The organism is Gluconacetobacter dulcium (genome assembly GCF_014174165.1).
GTDB classification, from domain to species: domain Bacteria; phylum Pseudomonadota; class Alphaproteobacteria; order Acetobacterales; family Acetobacteraceae; genus Gluconacetobacter; species Gluconacetobacter dulcium.
Window position 1 is genome coordinate 14,910 of the sequence record NZ_JABEQN010000030.1, and the last position, 20,800, is coordinate 35,709.

Sequence of the window (20,800 nt, forward strand, 5' to 3'; positions counted from 1 at the left end):
GCTTACTTTCCTGCGTCGGCGAGGGCGGTGAACAGTTCCTCCTCGACATGGGTGAAGGAGGAATAGGCGCCCGGACGCTCCTGCCCGTCATCGGGGAAGCCGTCGGCCGCGAACAGGAAGCCGTCGCCGGTGGCCGGGTCGTACCAGAAGCCCGATTTCAGCCCGTATGCGTCGCCCAGATGGCCGGCCAGGTCGCCGGAATAGCCTTTGTAGGGGCGGGTTTCCCGCCCGGAGGAATCCCGCTGGCCGGTCAGCCGGATCATGCTGAGCCCGTAGCTGGCGATCGGGTACGGGCAGGTGCCGTTATGGCCGTCATACTGCCAGCTTGGCGTCAGCATCAGGTCGATGCTGTGGGGCGAGAGCAGGCGTGTGCCGTCCAGCGTGCCGTGGCCGAGCATGAAGCGTGCGAGGCGGGTCAGCCCCCGCATGGAGATGCGCAGGCCGCCCTGCGGAGAAAAGAGGGTGCCGTTGGTGCCGGGCGTATAGGTGGCCAGCGCCGCCGCGCTCCGGTTTTCGACCGGTAGCGTGTCGGTCGCAGCCGTCCAGCCCGAGGGCAGGTGGTGGTAGAGCGTGGCCAGACGCTCCGGGTGGGCCAGGGTGGCCGGGTTGTAGCCGCCGTCGATGCCCAGCGGGGCCAGCACATGCGCCTGCTGGAAACGGTCGAACCGTTCGCCGCTGGCGCGCTCCATCATCGTGCCGATCAGGCCGTAGCAGAGATTGCAGTACTCGAACCACGAGCCCGGCGGGTGGCCGTCGGCATGGGCGAAATGATAGGCGGGATCGCTGGGTTTGCGGGACGGGTCGAAAAATTCCGCGATCCGGTGGCCTGGCGGGAGCGTGTAGCCGTCGGCGTCACGGATGCTGGACGTATGATTGAGCAGCATCCGCACCGTGATCGGCACATCCGGGAAATCGGGATTGCGGAGCGGGAAGCCCAGATAGTCGGACGCGTCGTGATCGAGCGTGATCCTGCCCTGTTCGACCAGTTCCATCAGTCCGATGGTCGTGACGATCTTGGAGATCGAGGCGATGCGGAACAGTGTGTCCGGATCGACGGGGGTTGTGCCGGTCCGCGTGCGGCGGGCGAAGCCGCCATAGTAGCTGTAGGCGACCTGGCCGTGGCGCAGGCGGATGGCGGCGATCGCGGCCAGTGGCCGGGCCTCGCCTTCGGCCAGCACGCGGTCGAGTGCCTGGTCGGCGGTCGTCTGTGCCTGTGCCGCTGAGGGCAGGACGGCCAGTGCGGCGAGGGCGCAGGCCCGCCAGATTCTCATGGCCTGGGTCCTGGCTGGAGGGTCTGGCGCCGGACGGCGGCGGCGTTGACGCCGTGTGTGCTGAAGGGGAGCTTTTGCATCGCGCCCCGCAGCCAGACGGGGAGGAAATCGGCGTAATGCGGTGAATGCGGGTCGGCCGACTGGCCGGGGAAATTGAGGAACAGCGATTGGTCCCAGTCCCCGACATCGCAGACCATCAGATAGCTCGCGCCGCCCGTTGCGGCATAGGCGTGCTCTCCGCCCGTTCGCGGGCTGTACCAGCGGGCCATGACGGTGTAGGGGTCGCCGCCGCTTTCCGCCGTGGTGCCGCCGATGGCGGGGAAGGCCGCCGCGATCGCCGGAACGGAGGCCAGCGGGTGGCGCAGCGTGATGGTGTGCAGCGCGCCCCATCGCCAGGCGGCCGGCAGGGGACCCAGCCGTTCGCGCAGTTCGGCGACCGCCGCGCTGAAACAGTCGGCCAGCATTCTGTCGCGTGCCTGCGCCGGGTTGGGTCCGAAGCGGGAATCGGGTGACTGGAACAGGGAAAGCTGCACCGTGGCGCCGACCGGGCCGGGCAGGAGGTCGTGCAGCGTTGGCGGGATGATCAGGGCGTGCAGCGCGCGCTCCAGCCGCGTCCACCAGACTTCATACAGGGCCGCCGCCGCGCTGTCGGCGTCCACGCGGCCGTTCCAGGCGCGCAGCAATGCGGCTTCGGCGGCCAGAGAGGGCGGGGTTGCCGGCAGCAGCCGCACCATCTGCAAGGCCAGTACCGACAGCGTGTCGTGTTGCAGCGCCGCGCTGTCCGCCAGGGTTGCGCGGGGGGTGGCATCCAGCATCTGGGCGACGCGCTCGTGGCGGAAGCGGTCGCGCCATTCGAAGCTGACGCGCCGTTCTTCCGCCGGGTAGTCCGGTGGGAGGTTCATCTCGTTCGAGGTGCCGAACCAGCCGCGCGTGGGGTTGAAGCTGCTGGGCAGGGCCTCCAGCGGTTGCAGACCCTGCCAGTCGTATCGTCCGTTGCCCGGCGCCGGCATCAGCCCGTCATGGCCGTCCGCGCGGTGGGGCAGGCCGCCGGCCGCCTGCCAGCCGATATTGCCGCTGGTATCGGCATAGGTGAAATTGGTCGGGCTGGTGTGGACCCGCAATGCCTCGCGGAAGCTGGGCCAGTCATGGGCGAGGTTGATGCCGATATTGGCCAGCAGGCCGTTCGCGCCGGGGGCCAGCCAGGTGGCCGAAACCGCCGTCGCGCGGTGGTGCGCCGTATCGCGCGCCACCACCGGCCCCTGCACGGAATAGAACAGGCTCACCACCCGATCGGGCTCGCCGCGCACCGCGATTGTCGTTTCGACCTGCTCCATCCGCTTCCAGCCGCCCTGGTGGGCATAGCGCAGCGGGTCGCGCGGGTCGGTGTCCAGGATGAACAGGTCTTCCTGGTCGATATGGAAGTTGGTGCGTCCGAAAGCGATTTTTGCGTTATGGCCCTGCATGATTCCGGGCATGCCCGCCGATCCGCCGCCGATCACGTCCAGCCCCGGTGCCGTCAGATGCACGACATGGCGCGGGCCGGGTACGCCGAAACTCAGATGCGGATCGTTGGCCAGGATCGGCCGGCCGGTCGCGGTGCGTGAGGGGGCGATGGTCCAGGCATTGCTGCCCTCGTTCCGCCGCCTTGTTTCGTCGTTGGTCGCCGCGTGCAGGCCCCGCAATGGCAGCGAAGCCTGCAATACGCCGAACAGTCCGAGATCGGCCTCGGTGATCGCGTCGACATCCAGCCCGTCCGGCACGCGCAGCGCATGGACGGGCTCGAGCGGGGTCATGATCGTGTCGTAAGCCAGCGCGCCCCGTGCCGCCAGTCGTGCCCGGCGGATCTCCGCGCGCGTGTTGCCCGTGACTTCGGCGCGTATGCGGATCAGGTCCAGCACATCCCATTCCAACGGCGTGCAGGCGAAGAGTGCGAATTCGGGTGGGAGTTGTGTCGGATCGGTTCTGGTTTCGGCGATCCGCGCGTTGATCCCCGCGACATAGGCGCGCGCGCATGCCTGTACCAGCGGCGGGAAGGCGGCGAGTTCCTGTTCCGCGTCGCCTCGGAACAGCACCAGCCGGTTGGCGGTGTCGGAAGGGACGAAGGCCGCGCCGAAGAGTTCGGCCAGCCGGCCCAGCGACTGGCGGTGGCCGAAATCCAGCTCCCACAGCCGGTCCCGCGCCACAAGATAACCGTCGGCGAAGAAGGCGTCGGGGATGGTATGGGCGCGTACATGGGGAATACCCCAGCGATCTTCCAGAATCTCGACCGGTTGGTCGAGCCCGGCGAGACCGTGAAGGGATGGGGCGGCCCTGGGGACGCGCATCGGCATGGACAGGGTTGCGGCGACGCCGCCAAGAAGAACCGCGCGACGGGTCGTCTGCATCGGAACCTGTTCCTTTCCTCGAGAGCCTGTTTGGACCGTCGGCTTCTTATCCGATGGCCCGGTCATCGGCTCCGGCCACGATCTCTTTCAGCCGGAGTGCCGAGCCGACCGACAGCGTGAAGCCTAGGGCACCATGCCCGACATTAAGCAGAAGATTGTCATAGCGGGTCCGCGCGATGATCGGAACGCCGGTCGGCGTGGCCGGGCGCAGGCCGGCCCATGGCGCGTCCTCGCCCTGCCCCAGTGCCCCCGGCAATGTTGCGGCGACCAGGGCGCGCAGGTCCGCCAGGCGCCTTGGGTCGGGCGTGGTCTCTTCGGTGCCGATATCGACCATCGCCGCCACCCGCAGCCGGTCGCCCAATCCTGCATAGACCACGCGATTGTCGTAATCCGTCACGCTGACCGATGGCAGAATGCCGGGTTGCGGCCGGGTGGTCAGGCTATAGCCTTTCAGGCCGTACAGCGGTAGGTCGAGCCCCAGCGGTCGCGCCAGCGCACGGGAGGCGATGCCTGCCGCGAGAATGACGAGATCGGTCTCGAACGGTTGGCCATCGACGCTGACGGTGCATCGGCGGCCCATGCCGGGGGTGAGCGCGGCCGTGCCCCGCACCAGACGGAAGCCCGGCTCCGCCGCCAGCGCCTTGCGCAGGGCCTTGCAGAACAGGAAACAATCCCCGACTTCGTCCTCGGGCGAGAAGAGTCCGCCCGCGAGCCGGGGTTGCAATCCCGCGAACGCGGGTTCGACCGCCACGCATTCGGCTGGAGATAGCGCGCGCTGTCGGGCTGGATCGGTGATGGAGCGCGCCGCCTTGCGGAATATCGAAGCCGTCCGATACAGCACGAGTTTTCCCGGACGGCGCCACAGGAAATCGTCCAGCCCGGCATTGCGCCACACCTGGAGTTCCGTCTGCCCGCTCAGGGCAAGATCGAGCAGGATTGCGGCATTTTCGCGATTTGTCCGCCGGTTGCATGCCAGCAGGAAGGCGAGCAGCCAGCGCCACTGGCCTGGATCGGCCCGCAGCCGCAAGGCGATCGGCGAATGTGGGCGCAGCAACCAGCCCAGAGCGTCGCGCATTACGCCGGCATCGGCCAGCGGGCTGACATAACGGTAGCTGAGTTGCCCGCCATTCGCGAAGCTGGCTTCCTGCCCGATATCCTCGCCACGCTCGATCAGCGTGATCTCGTGGCCCTCCCGAACGAGGGTATAGGCGGCGGTGAGACCGATGACGCCGCCGCCGATGATGGTGATGGTCCGTCTGCCGGCCATGAAATTTCCGAATATCCAGAGGCTGGCCGCACTGATGTGCCGTCACGATGGGCAAAGCCTAGAAGTCCGGGAGCGTTTCAGCCAATGCAAAGAGACCGTCCTCTCATAACCTGTGGTTAACGGTTCGGTTTGATAAAAAACGAATGGAGAGGGTATGGGGGCGGTCTCTGTTCTTTTTTGAAAAAAAGAACCAAAAAACTTTGATTCGGTCGGGAGCCTTGTGCTGGGGACGCGCGATGACCCTGAACGGATTAAAGTCTTTTTGCTTCTTTTTCTTCAGAAAAAGAAGAACTGACTTTCCTCGGGTGCAGATCCTGCGCATCGAAGCTGAAATCGGACCCGATCACGCGCATGTTCATGCCGACCACCTGGCCGGAGACATCGCGTTCGAACTGCACATAGGAATCGTCGCTGGCATCCTGTCCGCGATCGTCCCACCGGACGACGAACAGATCGTGCGGCAGGGCGGAGAGTGTGCCGGTCAGGCCATCGGCATGGCTGAATGCCATCCGCAGGTCCTGTCCTCGGCGGCTGATGGTGATCGGGCCGCGCCAGTCGTCGCGATAGGTGCCGATATAGTCCTGCTGCGTGCTTTCGGAGAGGGTGATGAATGGCCGCGCGGGCGAGCCGGGGCCGGTGCTGGCGGCGGCTTTCGCCTCCGCCGCGTGTGCGGCGTTCTCCGCGTCCTGCCAGTGCGCGACCCAGTCGGCGCTGGCGCCGGTTGCGACATAGGCGCTCAGCGTCGTTGCGATGGCGTAGGTCGCGTTGTGGTCGTCATGGTTGGTCAGGATGACGATGGCCGTCCGGCTTTCCGGCAGGAAGGTCATATAGCTGACCATGCCGTCGATGGTGCCGGTGTGCCAGACGCGCTTCTGGCCGAAGAAATCCTCCATGAACCAGCCATAGCCATAGGCGCGGAAATGGGTTTTCGTTGCCTCCGCCGTGTCGGGCAGCGGCAGCAGCGCATGCGGCGCCCACAGCGTATCGCGGCTGGCCTGGCTGAAGATCTGCCGGCCTTCGGGCGTGCGGCCGCCGTTGAGATAGGTCTGCGCCCAGCGGGCCATGCCGTCGGCGCTGCACCAGATGCCGCCGGCGGGCGCCACGCCGGGCAACCGGAGCGCGGCCTTGTCGGGCAGGATGCCGGTTTCACCCTCGCCGGTCGCGACGTTCGTCTGGCCCTTGACCCGCGGCGTGCTCTGGCAGGCGGGCAGGCCGGCGGCGTCGATCAGTCGCTTCTGGACGATTTCTTCCCAGCTTTGCCCGGTCAGTCGCTCGACCAGCGCGCCGGCTACGACATAAAGAAGATTGTTGTAGGCGTATTGGGTGCGGAACGGCGCTGTGAAGGGCATGAACGGCAGGCCGGCGAGGATTTGCGGCCGCGTGAGGGTGCTGTGCGAGAACAGCATCAGGTCTCCGGCGCCCAGCCCCATTCCGCTATGGTGGGTCAGCAGGTCCGACACGCGGAAATCCCGCGTGATCGACGGATCGGCGACGCGGAATTCCGGCAGGTGGTCGATGACGCGGTCGTTCCAGTCCAGCTTGCCCTGATCGACCAGTTGCGCCAGCGCCGTGGTGGTGAACTCCTTGGTGTTCGACCCGATGGCGAACAGCGTGCGGCGATCGACCGGCGCGCTGCTCTTGTCTTCCGCGCGGCGTCCGTAACCGTGGCTGAACACGATGTCTCCGTCATGCACCACGGCGACCGCGATTCCGGGCACGTTGAATGCCTGCCGGGCGCGTTCCACCGTCGTGCCGATTGCCTGCTCCGTCAGTCCCGGTGGCAGGGACGCGGCATGGCCGACGCATGGCACGGACAGGAGGGCGACCGCCGAGACGGCCATCATGCATGAATGTCGGAAACGCTGGAGCATGGACGGTCCTGAATACGAAAAGTCCGGCCCTGGGGCATGGATGGGCCAAAAAGGAAAAGGGATTCATTAAGAGCACGAAATGGATCGCCTGTCCCGTTTCGCAGATGTACCTTTCCCTTAACCTGATGTTACAGCCCTGCCGGGTGTCATTCGGCCAGCGCGGCCAGGTCGATTGCCAGTTCGTTTCGTAACAAGGCAAGGATGCTCTGCGAAATATGCGACAGTGCGTGGTCGGCGCGGAACAGGACGGTGCAGGTCACGCTGAGTGGCGGGGAGAGCGGGCGCGGCCGGGGCAGGCCCGGATGATGCAGGGCTGTCAGGGCATCCACGATGGCGCAGCCCCCGCCGAGGCGTACGAGTTCGGCCGCCATGAAATGGGTGCGTACCCGCACCGGTGGCGTGGCCGGAATGCCGGCTTCGTCCAGTGCCATGTCGAGCAGGCGGGCCGTGGGGTCGTTCTCGCTCAGCCCGATATAGCGGGCCGGGTCGATTTCGGCGATGTTGACGGGGCCTTCCCCGCCCTCGGCGTCGATCACCAGCAGGGGAATATCCGCGATATGCAGTGCGGTCAGCCCGTCGCGCGTGTAATCGCCGAACACGATCCCGAGGTCGAGATCGTGGTTGAGGATGCGGGACACGATTTCGGAGCCGTGCATGGCGTCGATCGTGAGTTCCATGCCGGGATGGGCGGTGCGATAACGCTGGACTACGCGCGGCACCAGGCTCAGCCCCAGGCTCGGCACGCAACCGATGCTGATCGAATGCCCGTCTCGCGCATAGCGCAGATTGTCGGTCAGGCGTTTGAGGTCCGACAGTTTTTCGAAAATGGCGTTGACGTGCGGCAGCATGATGCGGGCTTCGCGCGTCGGCACCAGTCGGCCGCCCGCGCGCTCGAACAGTGCGAAGCCCAGCGATTGCTCGGCGTAGCGCAAGACCTTGCTGGCCGCCGGCTGCGAGACGTGCAGCAGTTCGGCGGCGCGCCGGAGCGAACCCGTCGTCATGATCGCGTAGAAGACTTCGATCTGGCGCAGGCGCATCGGGGATCCTTGGCTGGGGCGTGGTTTCTGTTCTTTTTTGAAAAAAAGAACCAAAAAACTTTGATTCGTTCAGGAGCCTTGTGCTGGGAATACGCGACGGCCCAAAACGGATAAAAGTCTTTTTGCTTCTTTTTCTTCAGAAAAAGAAGAGAACGATGCGGCGTGTTTCATGACGGACAGGCCGAACGCGTCCGCGCCCCGACACGCACGGTCTTGCCTTGCGGGAGATCGTTCGCCGCCAGCAGGAACGCGACGACGGCCCGTGTGTCGTCCGGCGACAGCGTGCCGGGGGCCATCAGCGGCATGGCCCGATGGACATAGGCTTCCAGTTCCGAAACCGGTGCCCCGGCCCAGTTGGCGACGAAGCGGCCCGTCAGCGCGGGGGTTTCGAAATTGCCTTCCAGCCGTGTGCCGTGGCACATCGCGCAGGCCGTGCGATAGAGGTCCGCGCCGTGAGCCGGCTCGGCGCATGGTGTGGCGGCGGCAAGGGGGTGTGCCGGGGCCATGCCGAGCGTGAGGGCGGCCATGCAGGCCGCCATTGTGCTTTTTATGCGCATCGTCATGTCACCCGCCCGCCATCGGCATGCGCGCGAACAGGTCGGCGAAGACGCCGATGGCGCGCGCGGCCTCCGCCGGGTCGGGGTGCTCGAAGGAATTGCCGACGCCGGTCATCTCGCCCAGCCCGTCCAGATCCACGGCCTGGATCATCACGCCGTCGGTCTTCGACAGCAGCGCGGCGCCCCGGTAATCGAGGCCGTAGGGGGCCTCGGGGCGGGGTGGCAGCCAGGCTGTCTGGCCCCGGACGGGGATCAGGCTGTCATCGCGCCACCAGTCGCGCGCGGCGTAGCCGGGGCAGTTGATGATCACCTTCTCCGGCAGGGAGGTCAGATCCTGGGGGGTGTGGAACGAGCGGATGACGATGCGGCCGCCCGCCTGGTGAAATTCGGACAGCAGCAGGTGGCCGTAGGCGCCGAAATTATAGATCATCAGGGAATGCCGCTTTGCGTACGGCGCGGCGAAGGGATTTTCCGCCGCCGGAACATCCTCGGCCGCCGGGATGATATCGCGAATCCTGCTGTCGAAGGCGGCGAAATCCTCGGTGGCGCGGGGCATCCGTCCCGGTGCGCCGGCGGGCGCCGGTCTGGCCGGCCCTTCGTCGAAGGGTTTGTCGGACAGGATGTAGTTGTCTTCGAACAGGATCGGCGCGCCGGGCAGGCCGAGATAGGTGCGGTAGGTCGCCCACGAGAACCGCGCCATCTGCTCCCACTGGTCGGCGAAGGCGGGGCCGGCGGTCTGGGTCAGGGCGATGCGGGACGCCGGCGTCCAGCTTCCGTTCGCGCGGACCGAGCGCGTGTGCGGCAGCAGGTCGCGGGTATAGATCGTGACGTCGAAGCCCGCGCGCTGTGCCGTCAGCGCGGCCGTGAGCCCGACGATGCCGCAGCCGATGACCGCGACCTTGCGGTTGAGCGTTGCCGCCACCTTGCCGACCACCAGATTGGCCGAGCCCCAGGACAGGGACCAGCCGCTGCCGCCATGGCCGTAATTATGGAAGACCGTCTTGTCGCCGATCCGCTCGACATCCAGCCGGGGGCCGGCGGCGCGGAAGGGCCGGATACAGACCTTGATGTCGGTGATCTGGTCCACGCGCGGGTGCAGCGGCACAAGGTGGGGCGGGTGCGCCGGCGCGCGTGCGTCGCCCGCCGAGGCGGCGTGTGGCAGGAGGATGTGCTCCCCCGCCATCATTGCGGCCGCGCCCAGTGCGGCGCCGCCCGCGAACACGCCTCGGCGCGAAAGAGTCCTGCCAGTATCCATAACCGCGCCGCGCCACCCCGCTGCATGATCGCATGCTTCTTCCTTCGCCGATCGCGGCCCGCTTAGGAAGGTCAAACTTTTCCACAGGTGATAACCCAAGGCTAACGCATGGTAACTTCGGTGAATTGGTCTGGTGTGGAAACGAAGATTATGATGGCCTCGGAATGAGGTGGACGTGCCACCGAGGAGATCAACCGTGCCGCCATCTGGAATGCGCCTTCTGACACGCGGCGCCGTTGCCTTGTGCGCGCTCCTTCTTCTTGCCGGGCCGGCCCGGGCGGCGCGTGCATCCGCCATGGCGGACGCTGTCGCGCGACTGACGGCCGGGCAACCGGGGGAGTTCGCCGTCTATGCCGCGCCATCGGGGCAGGCGCCGGATGTCTGCCTGCATTGTGACGAGCCGATCAATGCCGCCAGCACCATCAAGCTGCTTGTGCTCGATGCCGCCTATGCCGCCTTCCGTGACGGCACGCTGAAGCCGGATGAGGCGATCATCGTTCATAACCGTTTTCACTCGCTGGTCGGCATGGGCAGTTTTTCGCTGGACCAGAAGGAGGATTCCTACGATCCGCTCTATGCCGAGGCCGGCAGGCCGGTCACGGTGATCGAATTGCTGCGGGTCATGATCCAGTACAGCAGCAACCTCGCCACCAACCTGATGGTCGAGCGGCTGGGTGTGATCCAGATCCGTGGCGTGGTGGCGCAGCAGGGACTGGAGGGCATTACCTTCGGCCGCATGATCGAGGATTTCGATGCCGATGCAAAAGGCATCCGCAATCGCGTGACGGCGCGCGGGCTGGGCGGTTTCCTGCAGAAGCTCGACCACGGCGCGATCGTCGGCCCGGCCGAGAGCCGTGCGATGATCGGCATCATGCTTGGCCAGACCTTCAACGACCTTATCCCGCCCGGATTGCCCGCCGGTACGCTGGTGGCGCACAAGACCGGGTGGGTCAACGGCGTGCGCAATGATGCCGCGATCGTGTTTCTGCCGAACGGGGCGCACTATATCCTGGTGGAACTCAGCCGCGACCTGCCGGACGAGGCGGCCGGCATCAAGGTGCTGAATGCCATTTCCAGCACGGTCTTCAAAGCCTATCGGCGCCGTCTGGGTGGCCCGTAGCCGGCTTCTGAGCGGGCATCAGCCTGGTGGCGAGATAGAGCCGGTTCATCAGGCGCAGTTCGTCTGGCGCGCCTGGTGATGTCGGGGCGGTCTTCAGGGCCATGCCGAGCATCGTCTTCATGTTGTTGAGCACGACGGTCGCGATATCGTCGGCCTCCCGCCGGTCCAGTTTCGGCGCGCAGGCGATCAATGCCGCGGAAATGCCGCCCAGCGCCGTGGCCCGCGACTGCTGGCTGAGTTCGGTCCGGTCCGTGCTGACATCCATGAGGGCGGGAAGCGATTTTACACGCGGATAGAGCGTGGTCAGAAGATCGATCAGGATATCGGCCAGTTCCTCGGGCGTCGCGCCGGTCGCGCGCTGGCCAAGCGTGGCATACGCTTCGCGCAGGATGTCGAGATGCCGGCGCAGCAGGGTGTCGGCGATCGCCTCCTTGTTCGGGAAAAAGCGATAGAGCGATCCGATCCGGGCACCGGCCCGCTCGGCGATCGCGGCCATGGTCGTCGCCTGATAGCCGCGTTCGGCGATCAGGTCGGATGCCGCCGCCAGCAGATCCGCCACGCGCTGGCGACCGACCGCGCGCTGGGGCTGCAATGCGGTGCGATCGGTCCTTGACGAAGTTGAGCCCATGCTCAAATAATGCCCCTGCTTGAGTTTGTCCTCAAATTCTATCGGACCCCGCCGGAGCGGACAACGCGCCGGGGGAACGAATGTAACGATATCGGAGCCGCATCATGATGTCTCTTCCCGCTTCCCGGACCGCGCTGGTGTTGATCGATCTCCAGAAAGGCATTGTCGGCCGAGCCCTGGCGCCGCGTCCGGGCGACGACGTGGTGGCGTGTTCCAAGCGCCTGGCCGGCCGTTTCCGGGCGGCCGGCGCGCCGGTCGTGCTGGTCAATGTCGCCTTTTCGGCCGATTTCGCCGATGCGGTGCGTACGCCGGTCGATCGGCCGTTTTCCCCGCCGCCGGGCGGCTTTCCCGAGGACTGGACCGAACTGGTGGACGGTCTGGCCGAACCGGGGGACCTGACGGTGACGAAGCGCCAGTGGGGCGCTTTTTACGGCACGGACCTGGATCTGCAACTGCGTCGGCGCGGCATCACGACGATCGTGCTCGGCGGGATCGCGACCAATATGGGCGTGGAATCCACCGCCCGCGCCGCGCATGAGCATGGCTATGCGGTGGTGGTGGCGGAAGATGCGACCTCCGGCCTGTCGGCGGACATGCACGGCTTCGCCTTCGAGCATATCTTTCCGATGCTCGGCCGGGTGACGACCACCGATGCCGTCGAACTGACGGCCTGAATCGCCGCCGCATGTGCAGCCCCGGCTTTTCAGCTTGAGCCGCGCCCCGGATGCGGGCGCGGGCTCGGTGCTGGGGGGGAGTGACCGCCTGCCGCGTGGTATCTGGAAAATCGCCAGTGTCGCGGCCATCGGTTCGTTCATGGCGCAGCTCGACGCCACGATCGTGAACGTCTCGCTACCGGGGTTGGCGGGAACGCTGCATGCCGCGTTCCCGACCATCCAGTGGGTCATGAGCGGGTATCTGCTGGCGCTTGCGCTGACCTTGCCGCTCAATGGCTGGCTGGTCGACCGCATCGGTGCCCGCGCGCTGTATCTCCGGTGTTTCGCGGCGTTTACCCTGGCATCGGGCCTGTGCGGGCTGGCATGGTCGGCACCGTCGCTGATCGGGTTTCGCGTGGTGCAGGGCATGGCGGGCGGCCTGCTGGCGCCGATGGCGCAGATGCTGGTCGCGCGGGCCGCCGGCCGGCATCTGCCGCGCGTGGCCAGCATGGTGACGATGCCGATCCTGCTGGCGCCGCTTCTGGGGCCGATCGTCGCGGGGGGGATTCTGACATTTGCTTCCTGGCGCTGGATCTTTCTGTTCAACCTGCCGGTCGGCCTTCTGGCTTTTGCGCTCGCGTGGCGTTTTTTGCCCGATGACAGGCAGGAGGCGCGCCCGCGTGCGCTCGATCTGACCGGTCTGGCGCTGCTCTCGCCGGCTCTTGTGTTCTTTCTTTACGGCATCGATCGTCTTGGCCAGCGCGTGGGCGGTGCGCTGGTGTGTGGCGGGCTGCTGCTTTTCGCGCTGTATGGCGTGTGGGCGCAGCGGAAGGGTGATGATGCCCTGATCGACCTGCGGCTGTTCGGGGGACGGGTTTTTTCCGCTTCGGTCGCCACCCTGTTCCTGCTGAACGGCGCCCTGTTCGCGGGGCAGATGCTTGTGCCCGTCTGGCTGATCCACGGATGCGGCCTGTCGCCCGACCGGGTTGGCTGGCTGATGATGCCGATGGGGCTGGGCATGATGTGCACCTATCCGTTGATGGGGCGTCTTACGGACCGGTTCGGTATCCGGAGACTGACGAACTGCGGCGCGCTGGCGGCATTTGCGGGGGCTCTGCTGCTTGTGTTTCTTGCGCTGCGTGGGTCAGCTTTTTCACTTCTGGCCGGCGCGCTGTTTCTGCGGGGGGCCGGGATGGGGGCGATCGGCATTCCGTCCATGAGCGCGGGATATGCCTCGGTGAAGCGGGAGGACCTGCCGGTTGCGACCACGGCGCTGAATATCGTGCAGAGGCTGGGCGGCCCGATCTGGACGACGCTGTGCGCGATGACGTTGGGTGGGCAGGCATCCGCCAGCCCGTTCATGGCATCGCGGGCCTTTGGGCTGGCGTTCGGTCTGCTGTGCGTGCTGCATGCGGGGCTGTTCCTCGCAACCCTATTGCTGCCCGTGCGGCTGGCCGGGAAGCGCGGGGGATCGGCGCCGGATTGACGCGAATTATCGTGGATCTTTATGCTGATATGATCGCCATAAGATTTGCGGGTGGAATACAATGCGCGGAATCGTTCTCGATTATGACCCCAGGAATGGAGAAGGATTGATCAGCGGGGACGATAATCATCGGTATAAATTCAGGGGGACGAGCGTAAAGTCTGATTTTTCATCCCTGAAAAGCGGCGCAAGGGTCGATTTCGATCCGGGCAATGGCGAGGCGTTCTCGATATTTGTTCTGCGTGATCAGGCAGCGGGCGGCATCAATATAGATATCAATACATCAGGAGAGAAATCGAAGGTCGTTGCGGGTCTTTTGGCGATCTTTCTGGGCGGGTTCGGGATTCATAAATTTTATCTGGGATACAATAAAGCCGGCATCGTCATGCTGCTCTTTACGATGTTCGGATTTCTGTTTTTTGGTATCCCTGGTGCGATTATCTGGCTGATCGGCTTGATCGAGGGCGTTATCTATATTTCGAAGTCCGATCAGGATTTTTTCGAGACGTATGTCGCTCATCAGAAAGAATGGTTCTGAAAGCCGGTCCGGGCAGGTTTCGGGCGGATGGGCCAGGCTTCCCTGGCCGGGGGCGGTCATGATCCTTTCGGTTGGGATGGCCTGAAAAGCAGGATGGCGACGAGCATCATCAGATATTGCATGCCGATGCCCGGAATGCTGAACATGACGCCGTTATCGCCTCCGTTGAGCCATGCGGGACCGGCGACGAGCAGGTGGACGATCTGGAACGGGCTGCTGTCGGCATGGGGGTCGGGCGAACCCAGGACGATGTTGGACAAATCGGCGACGGCATGGGCGCCGGCACCCAGCCAGAGAGAGCCCGTGACGCGGCGGAGGCCGCACAGGACGAGTCCCGACAGGAACAGCAGGACGATTTCGACGATATTTTCGCCGTTATTGGCCAGGTGAAAGGTGGCGAAGACGAGGGACGTAGCGAGAGCGGCGGGCCACCAGCCGATGGCGTCTTTAAGGCGCTGCTGCGGATAGCCACGGAACCACAACTCTTCGGTCAATCCGACGATGGTGAGGGTGGCGGCCGAGAGCAGGATGATCGCGGCCGTGACCGGGCCGTTCCAGATCAGCCCGGTAAAGCGCAGGCCGCCGAAGAGACATTCGAATGCCCCCAGGAGCAGGGCGCCGACCAGCGATAACCCGCATCCCTGCGCGATGCGCAGGAGAGCCGTCCTGTCGAGCGGAAAGCCGCAATAGGCGGCATCCTTCCGCGTCGTCGCGGCGAAGGCGGCCGTGAGGCAGCAGATCAGAAACAGCATGAACAGTTCGTGGAGGCATAGATTGCCCAGCTTTGCGGTGGTGTGCGCGGCGGGGGACGAGCCGGGCCTGTCGGACAGCAGGAGAAAGCCCGGCAGGTGAATATATTTGAATGCCACCAGAGAAAGAATGAAATACCCTGCGACGGAGGCGATGCCTGGCAGGGTCTTTCGCAGAGAGCGCGGCATGAACGGTTCCCGGACTGATTTGTTCCAGGGTAGCATCGTCCTGTCTGGCGTGACAGCCGGCTGGAGCGGAGACTGCCTGAACGGGCGTGCAGTCGGGACGGTGAAGAGACTCTAACCGGGTGCGTTGCCGTAGCGGCGATAGACCAGCGGGGGTGGTGTTTCCGGCAGGTCGGCGAGGATCTTGCTGATGCGGGCGTGGTCGGGCGAGCGGGTGCAGACCGGGTCGGTGGCCGCAGCGTCGCCCAGCAGGGCCAGGGCCTGGCAGCGGCAGCCGCCCCAGTCCTGCTCGCGCAGGTCGCAGCCGCGGCAGGGTTCGGGCATCCAGTCCGTGCCGCGAAACAGGCGGAACAGGGGGGCGTCGGCCCAGATGGCGGCCAGACTGTCGGTGCGGATGTCGGGGATGGGGACGCCCGTGATCGTCTCGGCGGCGTGGCAGGGCAGGACGTGGCCGGTGGGGGAGATATTGACGAAGCGTCGACCCCAGCCGCCCATGCAGGGTTTGGGCTGGTCGGCATAGTAGTCGGGGGTGACGTAGTCGATCGCGAGTGTTCCGGCGAGCCGGGTGCGGGCGTCTTCGACCGCGCGGGTGGCGTCTTCGAGCTGGGCGCGGCTGGGCATGAGGGCGGCGCGGTTGACCAGCCCCCAGCCATAATACTGGGTATGTGCGATTTCGGCCCGGCGGGCGCCCAGTTCTACCGCCAGATCGAGCATGCGCCCGATGCGGCCGACATTGCCGCGATGAATGACGAAATTGGTCGTCAGCGGCATGCCTTCGGCCACGATCAGGCGCGCGGCGGCCAGTTTTTTTGCCTGCGCGCCGGGCATGCCGCCCATGGTCTCGGCCGGTGCCGTGTCCACGTCCTGGAACGAGAGCTGCACATGGTCCAGCCCGGCTTCGGCCAGTTGGGCCAGGGTGGCTTCGGTGAGCAGCACGCCGGAGGTGATGAGGTTGCTGTACAGCCCCAGCGATGCCGCGTGGCGCACCAGTTCGGGCAGGTCGCGCCGGGCCATCGGCTCGCCGCCGGAGAAATGGACCTGCAACACGCCCAGCTCCGCCGCCTGTTCCAGCACGCGGCGCCAGTCGTCGGTGCCAAGCTCGCCCTCCCGCCCGTCCAGCGCCAGCGGGTTGGAGCAATATGGGCATTGCAGCGGGCAGCGATGCGTCAGCTCGGCAAGCAGGCTCATCGGGGGCTGGACGGGGGCGGGAGGGGCCGGGGCGATGGTCATGCTGTCAGCACCTGCCGTTCGGTCAGGCTGGCGATCATCTCCAGCACATCCTGCGCGATGACGGGGCGCGGGGCGGCGAACCGCTCGGCCAGGGTGTCGATGATGGCGGACACCGGTCGCGTGCCGTCCACCAGACGCAGGATCTCGGCGGCGATCGGGTCGGCGATGAAGGCGCGTTCGGGCGCCTGGATCACCCACTGGTCGCGCACCCGGTCATGGTGCAGGCGGGTGCCGCGCAGGAAGCGGACGATTGTTTCCTCGCCGACCGGGGACGGAGTGGGGGCGCCGGTCATGAGGCGTCGGGCGTGAAGGCGCCGGGCGGGATGCGGCCGGGGACGACATAGGCGTAATCCAGCGCATCGAGCATCGACCACAGCACGGCGCATTTGAAGGTCAGCGCGTCCAGCACCGCTTTCTGCTCGGCGGCGGTGCGGGCATGTTCGCGCACATAGGCCAGGGCGAAGTCGGAATCGCGCGGGGCCTGGGTCAGCCGGGGCTGGAAATAGGCCAGCGTTTCGGGCGTGACGAAATCATAATGGCGCAGCATGCCCGACACGCGCTCGCTGATGATGGTGGGCGAGAACAGTTCGGTCAGCGACGAGGCGATGGCTTCCAGGATCGGGCGGTCGCGGACGAATTCCACATACGCATCGACGGCGAAGCGGGTGGCGGGGAGCAGGCCCGCCAGCGACTCGACATAGGCGCGGTCCAGCCCGACGCCGTCGGTGAGTTTCAGCCAGCGGGCGACGCCGCCGGTGCCCGGGGCGTCGCCGTCATGATCGACCAGTCGCCGCCGCCATTCGCGGCGCAGGTCGGCCGTCGGCAGGCGGGCCAGCAGGGTCGCGTCCTTGGCGGGGATGCGGCACTGGTAATAATAGCGGTTGAGCGCCCAGGCCTGCACCTGGCCTTTCGTCAGGCGCCCGTCATGCAGGGCCCGGTGGAAGGGATGCAGGTTGTGGTAGCGCTCGGCGCCGATGGCGCGCAGCGCGGCCTCCAGGTCGTCGGGAGAGAGCGGGCGGTCCGTCATGCCGTTATCCTCATACCATCGAAGGCCACGTCCCATCCGGCTGCGTTGGCCGAAGCGCGCTCCGGGCTGTCGGCCAGCAGGACGGGGTTGGAATTATTGATGTGGATCAGGATTTTGTGCCCGATTTCCAGATCGGACAGTGCGCTGATCGTACCGTCCGGACCGCTGACCGACATATGGCCCATGCGCTGGCCGGTCTTCTGCCCCAGCCCGGCGCGGAGCATCTCGTCGTCGGTCCAGAGCGTGCCGTCGAAGAACACGATGTCCGCCCCGCGCAGACGAGCCCGCAGCGCGTCGGTCATGCGTGCGCAGCCGGGAATGAAGAAGACGTGGCGCGTGCCGTCGGTGATCGACAGCCCCACCGTCTCGCCATTTTCGACGATGGCCGCCGGATCGGGGCCGGTTTCGGCGTAGAGCGGCACTTTGCCGGGCACCGCGAAGGGGGTGATCGTCAGCCCGGCCGGGGTGCCGTCGGGCAGCGCCAGCGCGCAGGGCGCGTCCAGCGCCAGGGCGTGGCGCGGTACGATGGTGCGGTCCAGGGCTTCGAAGATCGGGTTGGCATCCAGCAGGTCCAGCACCGGGCGCGTGCCCAGCAGGGTGAAAGGCTGGCGCTCGCGCAGGGTCAGCAGGCCGGTCACGGTATCGACCTCGCCGCCGGTCAGGATCACCCCGGCGATGGGGGTGGAGCGCAGGCCGTCGCGCGGGTGCAGCGAAGGTGTCTGGCCGATCTGCGCGCGCAGGTCCGGCGAGGCGTTGACGACGAACCAGTGCGCGCCGTCGCCGCTGATGGCGATCGAGGCCTGGGTGCGGGGCAGAGCGTCCGGGTCGCCCGATCGGGCGCGCCGGCATCCGGCCGCGTTGGAATTCCATTGCGGGAAGCCGCCGCCAGCGGCCGCGCCGAGAACGATGATGTCGATCATGGCGCAGATATCTAGAACAGAAACGCCGCCCGCACGAGGCTGGGCGGCGTCTCGTGCGGCTTATTTCTTCTGGCCGCAGACGTAGCTGTTGATTTCCGCGCCCAGCGGAATTTCGGTGATCTTCGGAGCAGTCCAGGCCATGTGATCCTCCATCATTCTGGTCATGAAGGCGGGGCTTCCGCTTTCAGGTTGGATGTGAGCCCCGATGATGGCGGCTTTCAACCCTTGATCGTCGCCTTTTGCGACCATTGCCGTTCAGAACTCTCACGTTTCTGTGACGTTGGGGTGTTTGTGACGTTCGGGTGGACGTCAAGGGGGGCGAGGGGTCACATCTCCGCACCGGGCGCGTGGCACCAATGCTGGCGTGCGTTATGGCTTGCGTCGGCGCGGGTGGGGGACTACGCCCCTTTTCAACAATGGTCGGACGGGTTCCGACTGCTGGTTGCCGTTGGCGAGGCTGGGGCGTGATGCTGGCTCCCGAGAGTGAAGAAGCGGATTCGTTCGAGACGCGCCAGCAGCAGCGGGCCATAGAGGTGGTGCGCCGCAGCCGCTTCAGCGCGCAGACCATCTGCCTGCTGATCCTGACGGTGCTGGCCGTTTTCTACACCCTGTATTTCGCGGCGGCGATCATCCTGCCGATCGTGCTGGCGCTGGTGGCCAACCTGCTGCTGTCGACGCCGATGCGCCTGCTGCATGCGCGCCTGAAGCTGCCCAAGACGTTGGCCGCCCTGACCCTGATCCTGTGCCTGTTCGGGGTGATCGGGGCGATCGGCACCGCGATTTCGGTCCCGGCCGCCGGCTGGATCAGCCGTGCGCCGCAGACCATGGCGGCGATCCAGGCGCATATGGCGGTCCTGCGTGGGCCGCTGCGGATGATTCAGGCGGCCAATGAGCGGATCGACAGTTTTCTGGCGGTGGTCAGCGGGCGTGGGAGCGGCGGGGGGCATGCCGCGCTGCTGGCGTCGTCCGCGCCCTCCGGCCAGGGGGGCCTGGGGATGTTCGGCTCCAGCGTGCTGCTGGGGACTCGGGCATTCGTGGGGCAGCTCTTTACCATGATGCTGATGCTGTTCTTCCTGCTGGCGCAGGGGGACAGCCTGCTGCGGCGCTTCGTCGAGATCATGCCGACCTTTGCCGACAAGCGCCGCGCGGTGCAGATCGCCTACCAGATCGAACGCAACGTCTCGCTGTACCTGACGACGATCACGATCATCAACGTGCTGGTCGGGCTGGCGAACATGCTGCAATGCTGGGTGTTCGGCCTGCCCAACCCGCTATTGTGGGGCGTGCTGGCCTTCCTGCTGAACTACATCCCCATCATCGGCCCGCTGACCGGGATTGCGATCTATTTCGTCGTCAGCCTGTTCGTCTTTCCCTCGATGCTCCAGGCGCTGCTGCCGCCGATGGTCTATCTGTGCATCCATCTGATGGAAGGCGAGACGATCACGCCCATGGTGCTGGCCCGGCGTTTCACGCTCAATCCGGTGCTGGTCATGGGGTCGCTGATGTTCTGGGACTGGCTGTGGGGGGTGTGGGGGGCGTTTCTCTCGGTGCCGATGCTCGCGGTCTTCAAGATCATCTGCGACCATGTGGAGGTGCTGACGCCGATCGGCCACGTCGTCGGCGGCCCGACGCGCGGCCCGAAGAGCCGTCCGGCCGCCGCTCTCCCCGAGACGAGCCACGAGGCGGATTAAAAACCTGTTTCAGAAGCCCTGATGGCCCCTCGTGGCCGCCCGCCGGCAGCCGCGCTGTTCAGCCGGCCTCGCCGGCGGCCAGGGCGTGGAGGCGCTCCATCGCGATGATGCGCACGGTGTGACCCTTGCCGATCGTGACCAGCCGTTCGGTCCGCATCCAGCTCAGTGTGCGGCTGACCGTTTCGATCGTCAGGCCCAGATAGTCGGCCATGTCCGAGCGGGTCATGGGCAGCGGCACGTCTTCGGACGGATTGGCGACCTCGCGCACGCGCTCCAGCAGGAAGCTGGCCACCCGTTCGCGCGCGGTCTTGCGGCCCAGCAGCAGCATCTGGTTCTGCGCCGCCACCAGTTCGTTCGATGCTTCCGCCAGCAGCCTGCGTTCCAGGCGGGGAAAATCGTCCATCAACAGCCGCATCCGCGCCCGCGAAAACCGGCACAGTCGCACCGTGTCTATCGCCTCGGCACCGAACGCATACAGGTCGGACACCGCCAGACCGAGGAAATGGCCGGTGGTGGCGAAGCCGGTGATCTGCCGGCGCCCGTCGGGCAGGGCCTTGAACAGCTTCACGTTGCCTGACGTGATATTGTAGAAATCGGTGGCCGGGGCGCCTTCCTCGATGAAGCTGCGGCCCGGCAGGACCAGCGTTTCGACCGCCGTTTCGGCCAGTCGGGCGATGTCGTCATCGTCGATGACGCTGCATACGCTCTGGGCCCGGATGCCGCAGCTCAGGCAATAGCCGGGCTGGCGGTGGGCTCCGGCCAGAATCAGGCGACGCGGACGGGCATCGCGCTGGCAGGCGGTCTGGTCAGACATATCGTCCGGGTTCCTCCCGGTTCAGGCCCGCGGGACAGCGGACCGGTCGTTTTGGCACGGACGGCCATCCGTCCGCTAAGAGCCTGACCGCAAATGTGCCTTGGTGGCGATCCGGC

General features: G+C 66.1%; 20 protein-coding genes. 5 read left to right on the forward strand and 15 right to left on the reverse strand.

The genetic code is table 11. The features are described 5' to 3' along the window. Positions 1-2 precede the first annotated feature (2 nt). The 7 genes from HLH25_RS17890 to HLH25_RS17920 form a co-directional block, all read right to left on the reverse strand. On the reverse strand, positions 3-1,271 hold the full coding sequence (locus HLH25_RS17890; protein ID WP_182975369.1) for a serine hydrolase domain-containing protein: 1,269 nt from the start codon (positions 1,269-1,271) through the stop codon (positions 3-5). Further along, positions 1,268-3,655, reverse strand: coding sequence for a penicillin acylase family protein (locus HLH25_RS17895; protein ID WP_182975370.1), 2,388 nt, complete (start codon positions 3,653-3,655; stop codon positions 1,268-1,270). Before HLH25_RS17895 ends, HLH25_RS17890 begins: the two co-directional genes overlap by 4 nt. 46 nt (positions 3,656-3,701) lie before the next feature. Continuing rightward, the gene (locus HLH25_RS17900) at positions 3,702-4,922 is read right to left on the reverse strand and encodes an FAD-dependent oxidoreductase (RefSeq protein ID WP_182975371.1); all 1,221 of its coding nucleotides are present in this window, start codon (positions 4,920-4,922) and stop codon (positions 3,702-3,704) included. A gap of 251 nt (positions 4,923-5,173) precedes the next feature. Continuing rightward, entirely contained in the window at positions 5,174-6,766 is a 1,593-nt protein-coding gene (locus HLH25_RS17905; RefSeq protein WP_246402697.1) for a serine hydrolase, read from the reverse strand. Positions 6,767-6,939: 173 nt separating this feature from the next. Next, on the reverse strand, positions 6,940-7,830 hold the full coding sequence (locus HLH25_RS17910) for a LysR family transcriptional regulator (protein WP_182975372.1): 891 nt from the start codon (positions 7,828-7,830) through the stop codon (positions 6,940-6,942). A 167-nt stretch (positions 7,831-7,997) separates the two neighbouring features. Further along, on the reverse strand, positions 7,998-8,393 hold the full coding sequence (locus tag HLH25_RS17915) for a c-type cytochrome (protein ID WP_182975373.1): 396 nt from the start codon (positions 8,391-8,393) through the stop codon (positions 7,998-8,000). Between the two features lies 1 nt (position 8,394). After that, positions 8,395-9,642: an FAD-dependent oxidoreductase gene (locus HLH25_RS17920; protein ID WP_246402698.1), complete on the reverse strand. Its 1,248-nt coding sequence runs from the start codon at positions 9,640-9,642 to the stop codon at positions 8,395-8,397. A 196-nt stretch (positions 9,643-9,838) separates the two neighbouring features. Between HLH25_RS17920 and HLH25_RS17925 the strand changes: the two genes are divergently transcribed. Beyond that, positions 9,839-10,762 carry a serine hydrolase gene (locus tag HLH25_RS17925; RefSeq protein ID WP_310888883.1) on the forward strand — a complete coding sequence of 308 codons (924 nt, stop codon included), beginning with the start codon at positions 9,839-9,841 and terminating at the stop codon, positions 10,760-10,762. Here the strand turns inward: HLH25_RS17925 and HLH25_RS17930 are convergent. Continuing rightward, a complete protein-coding gene (locus HLH25_RS17930; RefSeq protein ID WP_182975374.1) occupies positions 10,728-11,390 on the reverse strand; it encodes a TetR/AcrR family transcriptional regulator in 663 nt (220 codons plus the stop codon). The genes HLH25_RS17925 and HLH25_RS17930 overlap by 35 nt on opposite strands. Positions 11,391-11,494: 104 nt before the next feature. On the opposite strand from HLH25_RS17930, the gene HLH25_RS17935 reads away from it, so the two are divergent. The 3 genes from HLH25_RS17935 to HLH25_RS17945 all read left to right on the forward strand — a co-directional run bounded on the left by HLH25_RS17935 (position 11,495) and on the right by HLH25_RS17945 (position 14,067). Continuing rightward, on the forward strand, positions 11,495-12,064 hold the full coding sequence (locus tag HLH25_RS17935) for a hydrolase (RefSeq protein WP_182975375.1): 570 nt from the start codon (positions 11,495-11,497) through the stop codon (positions 12,062-12,064). A 34-nt stretch (positions 12,065-12,098) separates the two neighbouring features. Further along, the gene (locus HLH25_RS17940; protein ID WP_259657271.1) at positions 12,099-13,529 is read left to right on the forward strand and encodes a DHA2 family efflux MFS transporter permease subunit; all 1,431 of its coding nucleotides are present in this window, start codon (positions 12,099-12,101) and stop codon (positions 13,527-13,529) included. Positions 13,530-13,590: 61 nt separating this feature from the next. Further along, complete coding sequence (locus tag HLH25_RS17945) at positions 13,591-14,067, forward strand: TM2 domain-containing protein (protein WP_182975376.1); 477 nt, start codon at positions 13,591-13,593, stop codon at positions 14,065-14,067. Between the two features lie 56 nt (positions 14,068-14,123). On the opposite strand, the gene HLH25_RS17950 is transcribed toward HLH25_RS17945, so the two are convergent. The 6 genes from HLH25_RS17950 to pqqA form a co-directional block, all read right to left on the reverse strand. Continuing rightward, positions 14,124-15,005, reverse strand: coding sequence for a CPBP family intramembrane glutamic endopeptidase (locus HLH25_RS17950; RefSeq protein WP_182975377.1), 882 nt, complete (start codon positions 15,003-15,005; stop codon positions 14,124-14,126). 111 nt (positions 15,006-15,116) lie between these two features. Next, positions 15,117-16,232 (reverse strand): pyrroloquinoline quinone biosynthesis protein PqqE, encoded by a 1,116-nt coding sequence (gene pqqE, locus HLH25_RS17955; protein WP_182975378.1) that lies wholly within the window; start codon positions 16,230-16,232, stop codon positions 15,117-15,119. Next, the gene (gene pqqD / locus HLH25_RS17960; RefSeq protein WP_182975379.1) at positions 16,229-16,525 is read right to left on the reverse strand and encodes a pyrroloquinoline quinone biosynthesis peptide chaperone PqqD; all 297 of its coding nucleotides are present in this window, start codon (positions 16,523-16,525) and stop codon (positions 16,229-16,231) included. Before pqqD ends, pqqE begins: the two co-directional genes overlap by 4 nt. After that, positions 16,522-17,259 carry a pyrroloquinoline-quinone synthase PqqC gene (pqqC, locus tag HLH25_RS17965; RefSeq protein WP_182975380.1) on the reverse strand — a complete coding sequence of 246 codons (738 nt, stop codon included), beginning with the start codon at positions 17,257-17,259 and terminating at the stop codon, positions 16,522-16,524. The genes pqqD and pqqC overlap by 4 nt, the downstream gene beginning before the upstream one ends. Next, positions 17,256-18,179, reverse strand: a complete 924-nt coding sequence (gene pqqB, locus HLH25_RS17970; RefSeq protein WP_182975381.1) for a pyrroloquinoline quinone biosynthesis protein PqqB — start codon at positions 18,177-18,179, stop codon at positions 17,256-17,258. Before pqqB ends, pqqC begins: the two co-directional genes overlap by 4 nt. Before the next feature lie 60 nt (positions 18,180-18,239). Further along, positions 18,240-18,320: a pyrroloquinoline quinone precursor peptide PqqA gene (pqqA, locus tag HLH25_RS17975; RefSeq protein ID WP_035378309.1), complete on the reverse strand. Its 81-nt coding sequence runs from the start codon at positions 18,318-18,320 to the stop codon at positions 18,240-18,242. 326 nt (positions 18,321-18,646) lie between these two features. On the opposite strand from pqqA, the gene HLH25_RS17980 reads away from it, so the two are divergent. After that, positions 18,647-19,870, forward strand: coding sequence for an AI-2E family transporter (locus tag HLH25_RS17980; protein ID WP_182975382.1), 1,224 nt, complete (start codon positions 18,647-18,649; stop codon positions 19,868-19,870). A gap of 58 nt (positions 19,871-19,928) precedes the next feature. On the opposite strand, the gene HLH25_RS17985 is transcribed toward HLH25_RS17980, so the two are convergent. Continuing rightward, a complete protein-coding gene (locus tag HLH25_RS17985; protein ID WP_182975383.1) occupies positions 19,929-20,684 on the reverse strand; it encodes a Crp/Fnr family transcriptional regulator in 756 nt (251 codons plus the stop codon). Positions 20,685-20,800: the final 116 nt, after the last annotated feature.

What these genes read in the sequence shown, in the direction of transcription:
- HLH25_RS17890 (WP_182975369.1), bottom strand. Translation starts at nt 1,271, where the DNA reads ATGAGAATCTGGCGGGCCTGCGCCCTCGCCGCACTGGCCGTCCTGCCC.
- HLH25_RS17895 (WP_182975370.1), bottom strand. Translation starts at nt 3,655, where the DNA reads ATGCAGACGACCCGTCGCGCGGTTCTTCTTGGCGGCGTCGCCGCAACC.
- HLH25_RS17900 (WP_182975371.1), bottom strand. Translation starts at nt 4,922, where the DNA reads ATGGCCGGCAGACGGACCATCACCATCATCGGCGGCGGCGTCATCGGT.
- HLH25_RS17905 (WP_246402697.1), bottom strand. Translation starts at nt 6,766, where the DNA reads ATGATGGCCGTCTCGGCGGTCGCCCTCCTGTCCGTGCCATGCGTCGGC.
- HLH25_RS17910 (WP_182975372.1), bottom strand. Translation starts at nt 7,830, where the DNA reads ATGCGCCTGCGCCAGATCGAAGTCTTCTACGCGATCATGACGACGGGT.
- HLH25_RS17915 (WP_182975373.1), bottom strand. Translation starts at nt 8,393, where the DNA reads ATGACGATGCGCATAAAAAGCACAATGGCGGCCTGCATGGCCGCCCTC.
- HLH25_RS17920 (WP_246402698.1), bottom strand. Translation starts at nt 9,642, where the DNA reads ATGGATACTGGCAGGACTCTTTCGCGCCGAGGCGTGTTCGCGGGCGGC.
- HLH25_RS17930 (WP_182975374.1), bottom strand. Translation starts at nt 11,390, where the DNA reads ATGGGCTCAACTTCGTCAAGGACCGATCGCACCGCATTGCAGCCCCAG.
- HLH25_RS17935 (WP_182975375.1), top strand. Translation starts at nt 11,495, where the DNA reads ATGATGTCTCTTCCCGCTTCCCGGACCGCGCTGGTGTTGATCGATCTC.
- HLH25_RS17945 (WP_182975376.1), top strand. Translation starts at nt 13,591, where the DNA reads ATGCGCGGAATCGTTCTCGATTATGACCCCAGGAATGGAGAAGGATTG.
- HLH25_RS17950 (WP_182975377.1), bottom strand. Translation starts at nt 15,005, where the DNA reads ATGCCGCGCTCTCTGCGAAAGACCCTGCCAGGCATCGCCTCCGTCGCA.
- pqqE (WP_182975378.1), bottom strand. Translation starts at nt 16,232, where the DNA reads ATGACCATCGCCCCGGCCCCTCCCGCCCCCGTCCAGCCCCCGATGAGC.
- pqqD (WP_182975379.1), bottom strand. Translation starts at nt 16,525, where the DNA reads ATGACCGGCGCCCCCACTCCGTCCCCGGTCGGCGAGGAAACAATCGTC.
- pqqC (WP_182975380.1), bottom strand. Translation starts at nt 17,259, where the DNA reads ATGACGGACCGCCCGCTCTCTCCCGACGACCTGGAGGCCGCGCTGCGC.
- pqqB (WP_182975381.1), bottom strand. Translation starts at nt 18,179, where the DNA reads ATGATCGACATCATCGTTCTCGGCGCGGCCGCTGGCGGCGGCTTCCCG.
- pqqA (WP_035378309.1), bottom strand. Translation starts at nt 18,320, where the DNA reads ATGGCCTGGACTGCTCCGAAGATCACCGAAATTCCGCTGGGCGCGGAA.
- HLH25_RS17980 (WP_182975382.1), top strand. Translation starts at nt 18,647, where the DNA reads ATGCTGGCTCCCGAGAGTGAAGAAGCGGATTCGTTCGAGACGCGCCAG.
- HLH25_RS17985 (WP_182975383.1), bottom strand. Translation starts at nt 20,684, where the DNA reads ATGTCTGACCAGACCGCCTGCCAGCGCGATGCCCGTCCGCGTCGCCTG.